The sequence below is a fragment of the Variovorax gracilis genome (assembly GCF_030317115.1).
In the GTDB taxonomy this organism is placed as follows: Bacteria; Pseudomonadota; Gammaproteobacteria; order Burkholderiales; family Burkholderiaceae_C; genus Variovorax; species Variovorax gracilis.
On record NZ_JASZYF010000002.1, the window covers coordinates 154,776 to 168,368 of the forward strand.

At 66.2% G+C, this 13,593-nt stretch carries 16 protein-coding genes; 8 read left to right on the forward strand and 8 right to left on the reverse strand.

The window, feature by feature from the left end; genetic code table 11:
* Positions 1-6 precede the first annotated feature (6 nt).
* Genes QTH97_RS06355 through QTH97_RS06380 form a run of 6 tightly spaced genes read left to right on the forward strand, consistent with a single transcriptional unit; the run spans position 7 to position 4,967 of the window.
* Entirely contained in the window at positions 7-927 is a 921-nt protein-coding gene (locus QTH97_RS06355; protein ID WP_286567551.1) for a DMT family transporter, read from the forward strand.
* A 10-nt stretch (positions 928-937) separates the two neighbouring features.
* Positions 938-1,843, forward strand: a complete 906-nt coding sequence (locus QTH97_RS06360) for a sulfurtransferase (protein ID WP_286567252.1) — start codon at positions 938-940, stop codon at positions 1,841-1,843.
* Positions 1,840-2,394 (forward strand): DUF2796 domain-containing protein, encoded by a 555-nt coding sequence (locus tag QTH97_RS06365; RefSeq protein WP_286567253.1) that lies wholly within the window; start codon positions 1,840-1,842, stop codon positions 2,392-2,394. The genes QTH97_RS06360 and QTH97_RS06365 overlap by 4 nt, the downstream gene beginning before the upstream one ends.
* Positions 2,395-2,401: 7 nt before the next feature.
* Positions 2,402-3,106 (forward strand): ABC transporter ATP-binding protein, encoded by a 705-nt coding sequence (locus QTH97_RS06370; protein ID WP_286567254.1) that lies wholly within the window; start codon positions 2,402-2,404, stop codon positions 3,104-3,106.
* Entirely contained in the window at positions 3,103-4,365 is a 1,263-nt protein-coding gene (locus QTH97_RS06375) for an ABC transporter permease (RefSeq protein ID WP_286567255.1), read from the forward strand. Before QTH97_RS06370 ends, QTH97_RS06375 begins: the two co-directional genes overlap by 4 nt.
* A gap of 2 nt (positions 4,366-4,367) precedes the next feature.
* Positions 4,368-4,967 (forward strand): DUF3299 domain-containing protein, encoded by a 600-nt coding sequence (locus QTH97_RS06380; protein ID WP_286567256.1) that lies wholly within the window; start codon positions 4,368-4,370, stop codon positions 4,965-4,967.
* A 13-nt stretch (positions 4,968-4,980) separates the two neighbouring features.
* Here the strand turns inward: QTH97_RS06380 and QTH97_RS06385 are convergent, their stop codons facing one another.
* Together QTH97_RS06385 and QTH97_RS06390 are read right to left on the reverse strand one after the other, a co-directional pair.
* Positions 4,981-5,457, reverse strand: coding sequence for a GNAT family N-acetyltransferase (locus QTH97_RS06385; RefSeq protein ID WP_353655623.1), 477 nt, complete (start codon positions 5,455-5,457; stop codon positions 4,981-4,983).
* A complete protein-coding gene (locus QTH97_RS06390; protein WP_444813389.1) occupies positions 5,454-6,719 on the reverse strand; it encodes a glutamate carboxypeptidase in 1,266 nt (421 codons plus the stop codon). The genes QTH97_RS06385 and QTH97_RS06390 overlap by 4 nt, the downstream gene beginning before the upstream one ends.
* A gap of 185 nt (positions 6,720-6,904) precedes the next feature.
* Here QTH97_RS06390 and QTH97_RS06395 point away from each other — a divergent pair, with 185 nt between their 5' ends.
* Complete coding sequence (locus QTH97_RS06395) at positions 6,905-7,114, forward strand: dodecin (RefSeq protein ID WP_286567257.1); 210 nt, start codon at positions 6,905-6,907, stop codon at positions 7,112-7,114.
* A 110-nt stretch (positions 7,115-7,224) separates the two neighbouring features.
* Here QTH97_RS06395 and QTH97_RS06400 read toward each other — a convergent pair whose 3' ends face one another.
* From QTH97_RS06400 to QTH97_RS06420, 5 genes are all read right to left on the reverse strand, one after another.
* Complete coding sequence (locus tag QTH97_RS06400) at positions 7,225-7,458, reverse strand: hypothetical protein (protein ID WP_286567258.1); 234 nt, start codon at positions 7,456-7,458, stop codon at positions 7,225-7,227.
* A gap of 119 nt (positions 7,459-7,577) precedes the next feature.
* Positions 7,578-8,492, reverse strand: a complete 915-nt coding sequence (locus QTH97_RS06405; RefSeq protein ID WP_286567259.1) for a ZIP family metal transporter — start codon at positions 8,490-8,492, stop codon at positions 7,578-7,580.
* A 77-nt stretch (positions 8,493-8,569) separates the two neighbouring features.
* Complete coding sequence (locus QTH97_RS06410; protein WP_286567260.1) at positions 8,570-9,478, reverse strand: dienelactone hydrolase family protein; 909 nt, start codon at positions 9,476-9,478, stop codon at positions 8,570-8,572.
* A gap of 70 nt (positions 9,479-9,548) precedes the next feature.
* Positions 9,549-10,307: an aspartate/glutamate racemase family protein gene (locus QTH97_RS06415; RefSeq protein ID WP_286567261.1), complete on the reverse strand. Its 759-nt coding sequence runs from the start codon at positions 10,305-10,307 to the stop codon at positions 9,549-9,551.
* Positions 10,308-10,326: 19 nt separating this feature from the next.
* Entirely contained in the window at positions 10,327-11,211 is an 885-nt protein-coding gene (locus tag QTH97_RS06420) for a transporter substrate-binding domain-containing protein (RefSeq protein WP_286567262.1), read from the reverse strand.
* A gap of 213 nt (positions 11,212-11,424) precedes the next feature.
* Here QTH97_RS06420 and QTH97_RS06425 point away from each other — a divergent pair, with 213 nt between their 5' ends.
* Entirely contained in the window at positions 11,425-12,687 is a 1,263-nt protein-coding gene (locus tag QTH97_RS06425; protein WP_286567263.1) for a D-amino acid dehydrogenase, read from the forward strand.
* Here the strand turns inward: QTH97_RS06425 and QTH97_RS06430 are convergent.
* Complete coding sequence (locus tag QTH97_RS06430) at positions 12,668-13,570, reverse strand: LysR family transcriptional regulator (RefSeq protein WP_286567264.1); 903 nt, start codon at positions 13,568-13,570, stop codon at positions 12,668-12,670. The two genes, QTH97_RS06425 and QTH97_RS06430, sit on opposite strands and share 20 nt — an antisense overlap.
* Between the last annotated feature and the right edge of the window lie 23 nt (positions 13,571-13,593).

Here is a 13,593-nt window from a genome sequence, read left to right on the forward strand (position 1 = left end):
CTCTGGATGGTGCTGGGGGCGCTCATCTTCGCGACGATGGGCGTGTGCGTGAAGGTGGCCTCGGCCTGGTTCTCCAGCGCCGAGCTGGTGCTCTATCGCGGCCTGATCGGCATCGTGTTCCTCTGGCTGCTCGCGCGCAGCCGCGGCGTCACGCTCGCCACCCGATACCCCGGCATGCACGCATGGCGCAGCCTGATCGGCGTGGTGTCTCTCGGCGCCTGGTTCTTCGCGATTGCGCACATGCCGCTCGCGACCGCGATGACGCTCAACTACATGAGCAGTGTCTGGATCGCCGCCTTCCTGGTCGGCGGCGCCCTGCTCGCCTGGGTGCCGGTTCCAGGGCGAGACGGCAGCGTGCCGCGCCCTCCGCTGCAGGGTCCGCTGGTCCTCACGGTGCTTGCGGGCTTCGGAGGCGTGGTGCTGATGCTCAAGCCCACCGTCGGCGACAACCAGGGTTTCGCGGGCCTGATGGGGCTGCTGTCGGGCCTCACTGCCGCCTTTGCATACATGCAGGTGGTGGCGCTTTCGCGGCTCGGCGAGCCCGAAGCGCGCACGGTGTTCTATTTCGCGGTCGGCTCGGCCGCGGCCGGCGGTCTCGGGACGCTGCTGCTGGGCGAAGCCACCCCCTGGTCGAGTTGGACCTGGTCGCATGCGATCTGGCTGTTGCCCGTCGGCGTGCTGGCGGCGCTCGGCCAGCTTTGCATGACACGCGCCTATGCCAGCGCCAAGACCGAAAGCGGTACGCTGCTGGTTGCCAATCTCCAGTATTCGGGCATCGTCTTTGCCGCGATGTACAGCGTGCTGCTGTTCGGTGACCGCATCGATGCCGCGGGCTGGGCCGGCATGGCGCTGATCGTCGCGAGCGGCATCGCGGCCACGGTGCTGCGCCAGCGCTCGCTGCCGAAGGCGCCGGCCGAGGAACATTGAAGGAATTCGCATGCATACGACCCTGATTTCCGCCGAAGAGCTCATCGCCTTGCACGGCAGCGACTCGCCGCTGATGGTTTTCGATTGCACCTTCGACCTGATGAAACCCGAGGCCGGCGCGCAGCAGTACCGGGCAGCGCACATCCCGGGCGCGGTGTACGCCAATCTCGACACCGACCTCAGCGCGAAGCACGGCGTCGCCGGCGCCCACGGCGTCGTCGTGGCGCAGGACGAGGGCCCTCCCGCATCGGGCGGCCGCCATCCGCTGCCAAGCCGCGAGAAGTTCGCGGGCTGGCTGTCGAGCGTGGGCTTTGCCAACAACATGCAGGCGGTGGTGTACGACCGAAACGGTGCCAATTACTGCGGCCGGCTCTGGTGGATGCTCAAGTGGATGGGCCACGATGCCGTGGCCGTGCTCGATGGCGGCCTGCAGGCCTGGCAGTCGGCGGGCGGCGAAATCACCGGCCGCGAGGAGGCCTCGCACTTCCGGTCGAACTTCGTCGCAGACAAGCCGCTGCTCGCGCTCGCGAATACGAAGACCGTGGCCGCGCATCTCGAGCAAGCTGACCAGACGCTGATCGACGCGCGCGCGGCCGCAAGATATCGCGGCGAGGTGGAACCTCTGGACCCGATCGCGGGTCACATCCCGGGGGCCTTGAACCGGCCCTTTACCGAGAACCTCGGTCCCGACGGGAAGTTCAAGCCGGCCGCGCAACTGCGCGCCGAATTCGAAGCACTTCTGGCGGGCCGGGATCCCACCACGGTCGTCCACCAGTGCGGCAGCGGCGTGAGCGCGCTGCCCAACCTGCTCGCCATGCAGATCGCAGGGCTCGGGCCGACCGCGCTCTATGCCGGCAGCTGGAGCGAGTGGAGCAACACGCCGGGGCTGCCGACCCGGCAAGGCGCACAACCATGATCCTGACGAGCAGGCCGCTTTCGACTCTCGCACTGACCGCTCTCTTCGCACTCTCCTCACTCCCTTTCGCTGCCTCGGCCCAGACTCAGCACGCCCACGTGCATGGACAGATCAAGCTCGACGTCGTCGTCGAAGGCCCTACCGTCGTGATCGAGATGGGATCGCCGCTCGACAATTTCGTCGGCTTCGAACGCGCGCCGCGCACCGACGCCGAGAAGAAGGCCGTCGACGATGCCGTCACGCAGCTTCGCGCGGCGGACCATCTCTTCAAGATCGACCCGACCGCCAATTGCAAGCTCGGGCCCGTGACGCTGCGCTCCGCCGCGCTGGGCATGGGCAAGCCCGACGCCAACGCCACCGAAGGCCACGCCGACCTCGACGCCACCTTCGCTTTCAACTGCACCAACGCGGCGGCGGCCAAGTTCATCGACATCGATCTCTTCAACGCATTCAAGGGACCCCGCCAGATCGAGGCCCAGATCGCTTCGCCGCAAGGCCAGTTCAAGCGCACGCTGAAACGGCCTGCAACGCGACTGAGCTGGACCAAGTGATTCGCCCGTGACGTTCGTCCTTTCTGCCGAATCGCTGCGCTTCGCCTGGCCCGGCGCCCGGACGCCCTGCATCGACATCGAACGGCTGGACATCTCGGCCGGCGAGGCTGTCTTCCTGCATGGCCCGAGCGGCTGCGGCAAGAGCACGCTGCTGTCGCTGCTGGCCGGCGTGCTGGTGGCCGACTCGGGCCGCATCACCCTGCTCGGACATGACTGGGCCGCACTTTCGGGCGCCGAACGTGACCGGTCGCGCGTCGCACATGTGGGCTACATCTTCCAGCAGTTCAATTTGCTGCCGTACCTGAGCGTGCTCGACAACGTGCTGCTGCCCTGCCGCTTCTCGGCGCGGCGCATGGCTCGGGCTTCCCGCGACGGCACGGCACGCGCGCAGGCCGAAGCGCTGCTCGCCCAGATGGGCCTGGATGCCAGCCTGTGGCAGCGCCAGGCGATGCAACTGTCGGTCGGCCAGCAACAGCGCGTGGCCGCCGCGCGAGCGCTCGTCGGCCACCCGGAAGTCGTGATCGCCGACGAGCCGACCTCGGCACTCGACGAAGACCGCCGCGAAGCCTTCCTCGATGTGCTGCTGTCGGCCTGCAGTTCGAACCACAGCGCGCTCGTTTTCGTGAGCCACGACCAGCGCATTGCCGAGCGCTTCTCGCGCCATGTGCTGCTGCCCGAGATCAATCGGGCGGCTTCGGTGGAGCCTGCATGAAGGCACTCTTCGGAATCGCGTGGCGCAGTGCCTGGAATCGGCGCTTCACTCTTGCACTGACCGTGCTGTCGATCGCGCTATCGACCTTCCTGCTGCTTGGCGTCGAACGCATCCGTACCGAACTGCGCGAGAACTTCTCGTCCTCGGTGTCGGGCGCCGACCTGATCGTCGGCGCGCGCACCGGCTCGACGCAGTTGCTGCTCTATTCCGTGTTTCGCATCGGCGCGGCCACCAACAACGTGCAATGGAAGAGCGTGCAGGCGCTCGCCGCGCACCCCGGCGTGGAGTGGGTCGTGCCGCTGTCGCTCGGCGACTCGCATCGCGGCTACTCGGTGCTGGCCACCACGCCCGCCTACTTCGAGCACTTTCATTACGGCAATCGGCAAGCGCTCCGGATGCGCGAGGGCAAGCCGTTCAGCGATCTCTTCGATGCCGTGGTCGGCGCCGAGGTCGCCGACAAGCTGGGCTACCACGTCGGCCAGAAGATCACGCTGGCCCACGGCAGCGGGGAGCTGAATGTTTCCGAGCATGCCGACAAGCCTTTCACCGTGGTGGGGGTGCTGGCACGCACCGGCACGCCGGTCGACCGCACGGTGCACATCGGGCTTTCGGCCATGGAAGCCATTCACCTCGAATGGATGGGCGGTGCTCCGATGCCCGGGGTGAAGATCCCGCCCGAGCAGTTGCGCAAATTCGACCTCACACCCAAGAATGTGACCGCCGCGCTGGTCGGCCTGAAGAACCGCGCCGCCGTGTTCTCGGTACAGCGCTGGATCTCCACCTACGCGGGCGAGCCGTTGATGGCCATCCTGCCCGGCGTGGCGCTCGACGAACTGTGGGGCGTGATCGGCGTCGGCGAGAACGCGCTGCTGCTGATGTCGGCGCTGGTCGCTCTCGTCAGCCTCGCTGGGTTGGTATCGGTGGTGATGGCCAGCCTCAACGAGCGACGCCGGGAGTTGGCGGTGCTGCGCGCCGTCGGCGCCAGCCTGCGCCACGTCCTCGCGCTGCTGGCGCTCGAAGGCGCGCTGGTCACGCTGCTGGGCGTGGCGACCGGCATCGTCCTCGCCGTGCTCGGCATCGCCCTGCTCTCGCCCTGGCTTCAGTCGCAGTTCGGACTGTCACTGCGCCTGTCCGAACCTACACTGAACGAATGGACGCTGCTCGCGAGCCTGGTCGTGGCTGGCTGGGTCGCCAGCCTGCTACCGGGCATTCGCGCCTATCGGCTCTCGCTGGCCGACGGCCTTTCTCCAAGGATCTGAACATGTTATTGCGCCTCCCCGTTTCCTTCCTTCTCGCAGTCGTCGTCGCCGGCAGTGCACTGGCGGCCGAACCTTCGCCACAAGCCACCTCGCCGACCAATCCGCTCGGCGGCAAGCCAGCCGACGCCAAGTCGGCACCCGGCCAGCCCCGCGTCATCTCGTGGGAAGAACTGGTGCCAAAGGACTGGGACCCGATGAAGGAACTCAAGGGCATGGACCTGAGCAAGCTCGACGACAGCGACCCGCGCGCCAACGAGATGCTGATGAAGCTGCAGGAGATGTCGAACAACGCGCCGACCAACGCCGCGATGAACGGCGTCGAGGTGAAGATCCCCGGCTTCATCGTGCCACTCGAAGAAAACAAGGGCGAAGTCACGGAGTTCCTGCTGGTGCCCTACTTCGGCGCCTGCATCCACACACCACCGCCCCCGGCCAACCAGATCCTGCACGTACGCCCGAAGCAAGGCGCGAAGTTCCGCGCCATGGACACGGTGTGGGTCACCGGCAAGCTGCAGACCGTGCGCAACGATTCGATGATGGGCGTGAGCGGCTATCACGTCACCGCCGACAGCGTCACCAAGTACACCGGCGGCGCGAAGTAGCAAGGACCTGCCGCTACAGCGACTTCGTCATGAAGACGCTGTAGGGATCATCGACGTAGCTGCCGAAGGCCGCGCAGTGCATGAAGCCGAACGATTCGTACAGCTTCTGCGCCGGCTCGAACGCCTTCATGCTGCCCGTCTCGAGACTCAATCGATCGTAGGAACGTGCCCGCGCCTCCTCGATGATGCGATGAAGCACCGCACGCGCGACCCCTCGTCCGCGATGCGCGTCCGAGGTTCGCATCGACTTGACCTCGCCGTGTTTCGGCGAAATCTCACGAAGCGCACCGCAGCCGAGCAGTTCGCCGCCTTCCCACACGGTCCAGAACGTGACGTCCGGCTGCCGCAGCTTGTCGATGTCCAGCGCATGCACGCTGCCTGGCGGCGAAATCTCGTGCATGTTGCGCAAGTGCGCCTCGAGCAACGCGCGAATCTCCGGGCCCGCCAGATCGTCGAGCCTGATCTGCATCTCCGGGCGCGAAGGCTTCACTGCTTCCCGATCTCGGTCAGCAGTCTTGTCACGAGGTACAGGCGCGGCACGATCGAATCGACTTCGATGTACTCGTCCTTCGCGTGATAGCCAAAGCCCGCGAGGCCGAAGCTCTCGAGCACGGTCGCCTTGCCTGAACGGCCTGCAAAGCCAGCATCGGTGCCCCCGCCGGTCATCGGCGCCAAACCGAGGTCGCGGTCGATTTCCTTGTAGATGGCCTGCGCCTTTGCACCGAGCGCGGCGCCCTTCTCGCCCGCGAGGAATGCGGGGCGCCCCACTTCGACCTTCAGCGTGGTCTCGGTCTCGGGGATCAGTTTGCCGCTGGCGAGCTTGCTTTGCAGCGCGGCTTCGAGCTTCTTCTCGGCGCCGGGCTGCGTGATGCGGATGTCGCCCAAGGCTTGCGCCTTCGCCGTGATCTGGTTGAGCGGGCCATTCGCGCTCGCCACCGTCCAGTTCAGCGTGGCGCCGGGTGTGTCCTTGGGAACGTCCTTGGTCTCCAGCATCTGGTAGGCCAATTCGTAGAGCGCATTGCGGCCCAGTTCAGGCGCAGCGCCGGCATGCGAGGCGCGGCCCTTGACCTCGAGCGTGGCGGTCGCGATGCCGGCGGCACCCAGCAGCAGCGATTCACCCTTTGCCACCGATTTCGCCGCGGTCGGTTCGAAGGACAGCACGGTGTCGTGCTGGTCGGCCAAAGTGGAAATCAGTTCGCCCGAACCGACGGAGCCGACTTCCTCGTCGGGATTGAACAGCACGGTGAGCGTGTCGTAGTCGCGCCAGCCCGCGTTGGCGAGGATCTTCAAAGAAGCGAGCATCACCGCAATGCCGCCCTTGTCGTCGGCGATGCCCGGACCGTAGATGCGGTTGCCGTCCACCTTGTACGGCTGCGTGCCGAGGATGCCGGGCGCATACACGGTGTCCATGTGCGCCTGCAACATGATCTTGCGCTTGCCCGTACCCTTGAGCGTGCCCACGACGATATCGGCGCCGGCACCGGCCGTGGCCTTGCGTCGCTCGGTCTTGAAACCGATCCCCTTGAGTTGGCCTTCGATCACGCCGGCCATCTTCGCCAGGCCGTCGACGTTGAGGCTGCCCGACTCGATCAGCACCATTTCCTTGAGGTTCTCGATCACGGCAGGCTGTGCCTTTTCAGCGGCGGCAAGCAACTTGGCATCGGGCGCGGCCTGCGCCGTCATGGCCGCGAACACGAGGCTGCAGGTCAGCGCCGTGGAAGAGAGGCCACCGGAAAAACGCTTTGTCATCATTTGGAGAATGTCGGAGTTGAAAGGCGACGGGAAGCATATTTCACGCCCGTGGCCCTACAAGCAAATGCGGGACATGGGGCATGCAGGCCTCGGGTTTCAACTAAGAGTGCCGACCGCCCAAGACGTGCCAACATGGGGCGGCAAGCCTTGTGCAATCCGCACGTCCCCCTTCGACTGGAGGCCCCATGTCCAATCACGTCTACAAGCTCCTCGAACTCACCGGCTCATCGCCCACGAGCAGCGACGACGCCGTGCTGCGCGCCATCGCCAAGGCCAGCGAATCGGTACGTAACATCCAGTGGTTCGAGGTGACCGAAACGCGCGGCCACGTGGTGGACGGCAAGGTCGCCCACTGGCAGGTGACGATCAAGGCAGGCTTCACGTTGGAGGACTAGCCCCGCGACGCTCCAGGAATGCCGCGGAATCGGCTCCGCCGGGCCGCAGGTGTTGCCGCCGGCAGAGGGTGGCGGCTACACGAAGTGAGCAAGCCTGGGGGCGAGCCAGATCAATCAGGGGCCTGGATTACGCGGTCGAATTCCTCGTCAGCCGGGACGTTGTCGGCATCGAGTTCGCTGGCATCGGTCAGGTCGATGCCGGTTTCTTCGGACAGTTCGTCGGTCGCTTCGGCTTCGTCTTCATCGAACGCCTCGTCGTCCTCGGGCAAGGCGTCATCGGCTTCGTCGATCTCGGGTTCGTCTGCGGCTTCTCCGGGACGCAGAGGGGGGTCGGCGCTGATCATGATCGGGGCTCCTGGCTGACTGATGTTTCGCATGATGCACCCCGAGTGTGGGTCCCAGCCGAATCAGCCACTTCGGCGAAGGGGCAACAAGCGTGTCAGAAAGTGCCGCGGGTGTCCACTCAGTGCTTGTGGTCGGACGCCTCGTGCGCGTGGTCCGGATCGGCGGCAGCGCCGTGCGCATGGTCGTGGTCGGCGTGCGCGAAACGGCTCACAAGCGTGACGAGCAGGATGCCGGCCGCCAGCCACGCGACCTGCAAGGCCGTCTGCCGCGCCGGCAGCCGCTTCTGCAGTTGCGGGATCAGGTCGGCCAGCGCCACGTAGACGAAGCTGCTGGCCGCCAGGACCAGGAAGTACGGCAGCCAGCCATGCAACTGGTCGACCAGCCACCAGCCCGCCAGCCCGCCGAGCGCGGTCATCGTCCCGGCCAGCGAGACCTTGACGAGCGCCACGCGCTGGTTGGACGAACTCTGGCGCAGCACGACCAGATCGCCGATGTGATGGGGCACCTCGTGCGCGAGGACGGCGATCGCGGCCACCAGGCCCAGGCGCATGTCCGCGACAAATGCCGAGGCGATCAGGATGCCGTCGCCGAAGCAGTGCACGCTGTCGCCCGTGAGCACGGCCCAGCCGCCGCCCCTGGCGTCGTGCGTGTGCGCATGGCCGTGGGCGTGCGGGTGGTGATGGTCGTGATCGTGAGCATGGGCCGGGTTGTTTCCATGTCCGTCGTCGTGCTCGCCATGGTGATGCTCATGCCCGTGGTGCCACAGCTCCGCCTTGTCGAGCAGGAAGAAGAAGACCAGCCCGAACAACAGCACGCCGAACAGCACGGCGGGTGCGATGTGGCTTTCGAAGGCTTCGGGAAGCAGGTGCATGAAAGCCGTCGCCAACAACGCGCCGGCCGCAAGGCTCAGCAGGTGCTGCGGATTCACGCCGCCGGCGCCGCTGCGCACGCCCACGCGCAGCAGCAGCGCGGCGATCCAGACACTTCCGATGCCTGCGACCAGCGTCGCGGCGATGATGGCTAACAAGTTCATGACTGCTTGCGCAATGGTGGCAAAAACAAAAGCCGTCCATCGGACGGCTTTCGATCGAAAGCGGCTGGCGGATGCGGCTAGGCCACACCGTTGGCTTTGAACCAGGCCAAGGCGCGCTTCCATCCGTCTTCGGCCGCTTCCTTGACGTAGCTGGACCGATTGTCGGCATGGAACGCGTGGCCCGCTTCGGGGTACACGACGAATTGCGAGGCCTTGGCCGCCGGTGTACCGGTTGCCAGGGCGGCCTTCATCTTATCAACCGTGTCAAGCGGAATCCCCTGGTCCTTGCCGCCGTACAGGCCCAGCACGGGCGCCTGCAGGCTGGCGGCGACGTCGACGGGATGCCGCGGCGCCAGTTCCGAGGGTTGTCCGACCAGCCGGCCGTACCAGGCCACGCCGGCCTTGACCTTGCCCGTTGCCGCATAGAGCCAGACGATGCGCCCGCCCCAGCAAAAGCCCGTGATGGCCGCTTCCTGCACGTCGCCGCCGTTCGCGGCCGCGTACCGGAGGGCGCCGTCGAGGTCCGCCATGACCTGTGCGTCGGGCACCTTGCTGACGATGTCGGCCTGCAGCTTCGGGATGTCTGTGTACCCCTTGGGATCGCCCTGGCGCGCGTAAAGCTCGGGCGCGATGGCCAGGTAGCCCGCCTTGGCAAAACGGCGGCAGGTGTCGGCGATGTATTCGTGCACGCCGAAGATTTCCTGGACCACGAGCACCACCGGCAAGCCGGTTTTTCCGGCTGGCGCAGCAGCATAGGCCGGCACCTCGAAACCATTCACCGTGTACTTGACGGGGCCGGCCTTGAGGCCTTCGTCGGACGTCTTGACGACGGTCTGCGCCGCGATCGGCAAGGTGGCCGCCGCGTAACCCACGCCGATGGCGGCCTTGAGCGCCGTGCGGCGCGTGGCGCCCTGCTCGGTGCTGTCGCCGGGGCGGAGCGAGTCGAAATCGGTTTGCAGATCGGAAGCTTTTTCGGAACGAGGCATACGGGCGAACTCCTGTTGATTCGACGGACAAAGGACCTGGCGCACGAGGCGCAGGCCGCAATGTAGGCGATCAGGCGAAGGCGCGTGCGGCCGGCGCCGAAACTCCGTCGTAGGCCCGCGCCGCGAGCGCGCATGCGAGAACCCGCGCCGGATCGACGAGCCTCAGCCCATCGACTGCCGTCGAGCCCTCCAGCCCGAGGGGAATCTCGGTGCATCCCATGACGATGGCCACCGGGCCATGACGCCGCGCCAGTTGCAGCGCGACTTCGCTCAGGCAGGCCTGCGCCAACGGCATGTCGCCCGCTTTCACGCCGTCGTAGATGCCGCGCATGAGCATCTGCCGCTCCTCGGCAAGCGGCAGGTGGCAGACCATGCCGGCGTCCGCCATGGCCTGCTCATAGAGACCGATGCGGTAGGTGCCCTCGGTCGCCATCAACGCGACGTCCCGCACGCCTTGCGACGCCAGATGCGCCGACACTTCGCGCGCGACGTGCAACACCTCGACCTGCGGAAAGCGCTCCTGCAAGGTGGCGTGCCACGCATGCGCCGTATTGCAGGCAATCGCCACCGCCCGGCTGCCCAGCGCCGCCAGCCGCCCCAATGCCTGCAGCATCGGCTCCAGCGGCTGATGCGCTCCGAGCCCTTCCGCCTCCAGCGCGCCACTCCGATCCGGCACCGGCACCTGCGCCAGCCAGTGCTCCGGAAAACCCTGATCCCGCACCGTCTCGCCCCTGGAGCGCATCCGCCGCGCACAGGCATCGACGAACAGCCGCACGAAATCCGCGCCCGCCGCCGGACCCATGCCACCGAGGATGCCAACGACTTGCATGACAGGCCTGCAGGTGTGCTCAGGTCGCCGGCTTGTCGCTGGGGGACTTGATGTTCTCGCGCAGCTGCGGGCTCATCGGCAGGTTCAGCGGCATGCCCTTGGGCGGGATCGGCTGCATGAACCACTTGGTGTACATCTTCTCGAACTCGCCGCTCTTCATGAGGCCGGTGATGGTGTCGTCGACGAGCTTCTTGAATGCCGGGTCGTCTTTCGGCAGCATGCAACCGTAGGGCTCGACCTGCAGCGCATCGCCGACCACTTCGAACTCGGCCGGATTCTTGGCGTTGGCGATCAGGCCGAACAGCAGGATATCGTCCATCGCGAAGGCCACGGCACGGTCGCTTTCCACCAGCAGGAAGGCGTCGGCGTGGTCCTTGCCGAGCACGATGTCCATGTCGAGGCTCTTGTCGGTGTTGTACTTTCGCATGACCAGCGCATTGGTAGTGCCGGTGGTGCTGGCCACGGTCTTCTTCGCGAGATCGCTGTAGTTCTTGATGCCCGAGGACTTCTTCACGAGCAGGCGCGTGCCGGTATAGAAGTGGTTGACGGCGAAGGCCACGTCCTTGCCGCGGGCGGTGTTGTTCGTGGTGGAGCCGCACTCCAGGTCGATGGTGCCGTTGGTGATGAGCGGGATGCGGTTCTGCGAAGTCACCGGCATCAGCGCCACTTCGAGGTTCGGCTTGTTGAGCTTCTTCTTGACCGCGTCCACCACCGCATTCGACAGTTCGACCGAGAAGCCGATCGGCTTGTTCGGACCGTCGAGGTAGCTGAAAGGCACCGACGATTCCCGATAGGCCAGCGTGATCTTGCCGGATTCGGCGATCTTGGCCAGGGTGTCGGCGGCTTGTGCGCCCGTGACGGCGGCGGCAAACAGGACGGCTGCCATCGATGCGGATAGTTTCATGCGAGCCCTTTCGGTGGATTTGAAGTGAAACGAAGTGTAGGAAGCATTGGCCCGCACGTCACAATTCCTTTTGCACGCAAGCCCATGACCAAAAGTTATGGGTTCGACATCCCATGAGCTTTGGCTATGGGCCGCGATGTTTTTGGCATTTCCCGACGGAGCGTGCCGCGCCTAGAGTCGGCGCATTCGAACTTCAAAGAGGGGGGAAACGTCATGCGAGTGTGCGTGCTGGGGGCCGGCATCGTGGGCTTGGCCACGGCGTGGCAGTTGAACCGCGACGGGCATGAGGTGAGCGTGATCGACCGTGCCACCCCGGGCGCCGGTGCAAGCGGCGGCAATGGTGCCCAGTTGAGCTATTCCTACGTGCAGCCGCTGGCGGACCCGTCGATCTGGAAGCAATTGCCGAAGCTGCTGCTCTCGCCCTCCTCCCCGCTCAAGCTGCGCCCGCAGCTCGATCTGCTGCAGTGGCGCTGGGGCATGGCTTTTCTGGCGGCCTGCAATGCGGAGACCTCGCGCGACACGACGGCCCGCCTTCTTGCCATGGCGGCACAAAGCCGCGCCGCGTTCGAGGAGATGCGTGCCGACATCGCGCCAGACTGTGATTTCTCGGCAACGGGCAAGCTGGTGCTGTATGCCAGCGCATCGTCGCTCGAAGGGGCGCGTCGGCAACTCGAGTTGCAGCGTGTGCTCGGCAGCGAGCAGCGCCTCGTCACGCCGGAGGAATGCGTTGCGATCGAACCGGCGTTGGCCAGCTACCAAGGACAGATGGCCGGCGCGATCCACACGCCGAGCGAATGCGCGGCGGACTGTCTCAAGGTGTGCACGGAACTCGCAAATGCCTTGCGGGCGCGTGGCGTCCGCTTCATGCCCGGCACGGAGATCAAGGGTTTCGACGTGCGCGGCCGCCGGGTGGCGGCGGTGCAGACCGCAGCGGGCGACGTGGAAGCGGAGGCCTTCGTGATGGCGTTGGGCTCGGCATCGCACACGCTCGGGCGTCAGTTGGGGGCCTACCTGCCGGTCTATCCGCTCAAGGGCTACAGCATCACGGTGGAGGTCGATGCGACGCCGGGCGCGGCGCCACTGGTGAACGTGACGGACAGTGCCCGCAAGGTCGTGTTCGCGCGCATCGGTTCGCGGCTCCGGGTGGCGGGCATGGCCGAGCTGGTAGGGCACGACGCGAGCATTCCGGCTACGCGCATCGAGACGCTTGCGGAGGCGACCCGTGCCGTGTTTCCTGACGCCAGCCGGCTTGACGAATTGCATCCCTGGACGGGGATGCGGCCGGCGACGCCCACGGGTGTGCCGATCGTCGGGCGGCTTGCCCCTGCGCCCGCCAACATGCTATTCAACACGGGGCATGGCGCGCTGGGATTCACGCTGGCTTTTGGGTCGGCTCAAAGAGTGGCCCGCGAACTTGAAGCGGGCACACCGGCCGGAGACACCCCTCTCCAACGCGTCAACCCATCTGCTCGATAGCCTCGCGCATGAACCGAGTGATGCTCCGTACCGCGACAGAATCCGGCCTCCCCGCAAATCGCAGCGCCCGAATAGGCACCGGAATGTGCGGCTCCAGCGTCAACACCTCGACCTTGGCGCGATCCGCAGAGTTCGCAGTACAGCCGTCGACCAGCGCAACGCCCAGCCCGTGGTGCGCCATCGCCAGGGCCGCGTGGTAGGTCTGCACCGTCACGACCGCCTGCTCAAAGCCAACGCCCGCCTGCCGGCAAGCCTGGCTGAGGCTGGTCCCGACCGGATCGCGGCTGTCCAGCCCCACCACCGGCAAGTTCACCAGATCGTGCAGCGCCACTGATCCATTGCGCAGCAACGCGCGCGACAGCATGCCCTTGGGCGCAATGCACACCATGCGGCTGTCGGCAACCGACTCCTGGGTGAGTGACGGGTGCACTGCGGGACTGAATGCGAAACCGACGTCCGCCTCCTGCAGCAACAACGCCGACATGATCTGCGGCGAGTGCAGCGACTCGACCGTTACCGCGATGCCCGGATGCTTCTCGCGAAAGCGCTTGAGCGCACGCGGCAGCACCTCGTAGCTCAGCGCCAGCACCGTGAGGATGCGCAACTCGCCCGCATCGCCGCCGGTTCGCAGATTGGCCGCGAGCCGCTGCACCTCGTCGAGTTGCGCGAACAGCCGCTCGATGTGCGGATACAGCGCCAGCGCCTCGGTGGTCGGCGTCAGTCGGCCCTTCGCACGCTGGAACAGCGAGAACCCGAGCTGGATCTCGGCATGCTGCAAGGTCCGGCTGACCGCAGGCTGCGTGATGTTGATGAGCCGTGCCGCCGCACTCACGCTCCCCGTGAGCATGATGGCGTTGAAGACCTCGATGTGGCGAAGACGCATCGCAGCTGACAAGAACAGGCTGT

Coding starts and splice junctions, on each gene's coding strand:
- QTH97_RS06400 (WP_286567258.1), bottom strand. CDS start 7,458: ATGATCAGCGCCGACCCCCCTCTGCGTCCCGGAGAAGCCGCAGACGAA.
- QTH97_RS06415 (WP_286567261.1), bottom strand. CDS start 10,307: ATGCAAGTCGTTGGCATCCTCGGTGGCATGGGTCCGGCGGCGGGCGCG.
- QTH97_RS06410 (WP_286567260.1), bottom strand. CDS start 9,478: ATGCCTCGTTCCGAAAAAGCTTCCGATCTGCAAACCGATTTCGACTCG.
- QTH97_RS06405 (WP_286567259.1), bottom strand. CDS start 8,492: ATGAACTTGTTAGCCATCATCGCCGCGACGCTGGTCGCAGGCATCGGA.
- QTH97_RS06420 (WP_286567262.1), bottom strand. CDS start 11,211: ATGAAACTATCCGCATCGATGGCAGCCGTCCTGTTTGCCGCCGCCGTC.
- QTH97_RS06380 (WP_286567256.1), top strand. CDS start 4,368: ATGTTATTGCGCCTCCCCGTTTCCTTCCTTCTCGCAGTCGTCGTCGCC.
- QTH97_RS06360 (WP_286567252.1), top strand. CDS start 938: ATGCATACGACCCTGATTTCCGCCGAAGAGCTCATCGCCTTGCACGGC.
- QTH97_RS06365 (WP_286567253.1), top strand. CDS start 1,840: ATGATCCTGACGAGCAGGCCGCTTTCGACTCTCGCACTGACCGCTCTC.
- QTH97_RS06390 (WP_444813389.1), bottom strand. CDS start 6,719: ATGATGACAAAGCGTTTTTCCGGTGGCCTCTCTTCCACGGCGCTGACC.
- QTH97_RS06425 (WP_286567263.1), top strand. CDS start 11,425: ATGCGAGTGTGCGTGCTGGGGGCCGGCATCGTGGGCTTGGCCACGGCG.
- QTH97_RS06375 (WP_286567255.1), top strand. CDS start 3,103: ATGAAGGCACTCTTCGGAATCGCGTGGCGCAGTGCCTGGAATCGGCGC.
- QTH97_RS06355 (WP_286567551.1), top strand. CDS start 7: ATGGTGCTGGGGGCGCTCATCTTCGCGACGATGGGCGTGTGCGTGAAG.
- QTH97_RS06430 (WP_286567264.1), bottom strand. CDS start 13,570: ATGCGTCTTCGCCACATCGAGGTCTTCAACGCCATCATGCTCACGGGG.
- QTH97_RS06395 (WP_286567257.1), top strand. CDS start 6,905: ATGTCCAATCACGTCTACAAGCTCCTCGAACTCACCGGCTCATCGCCC.